Source organism: Cognatundibacterium luofuense (genome assembly GCF_018139685.1).
Classification (GTDB): Bacteria; Pseudomonadota; Gammaproteobacteria; order Burkholderiales; family Burkholderiaceae_D; genus Undibacterium; species Undibacterium luofuense.
Genome location: NZ_JAGSPN010000695.1, coordinates 1 through 278, shown reverse-complemented (window position 1 = coordinate 278; position 278 = coordinate 1). Strand labels below are relative to the sequence as shown.

The following is a 278-nucleotide window of genomic DNA, read 5'->3' as shown; positions in this document are numbered from 1 at the left end:
GCTATCTGATCAATACCGGCAGTAAGCTGATCCTGATCGATACCGGTGCCGGCAGTCTGTTTGGTCCTACCCTGGGTAAATTGCAGGCGAATCTGAAAGCGGCAGGCTACAGCCCGGAACAAGTCGATGAAATCTATATCACGCACATGCATCCGGATCATGTCGGTGGTCTGATGCAGGGTGACAGCGTGGTGTTTCCTAACGCCGTCGTACGCGCAGATCAACATGATGTGGATTTCTGGCTGAGCCAGGCCAATCTGGATAAGGCGCCGCAAGAC

General features: G+C 54.0%; 1 protein-coding gene. It reads left to right on the top strand.

Features of this window, described 5'->3' with window-relative positions; genetic code table 11:
* The coding region (locus tag KDM89_RS22230; protein ID WP_212689898.1) for an MBL fold metallo-hydrolase at positions 1-278 on the top strand (278 nt) is incomplete at both ends.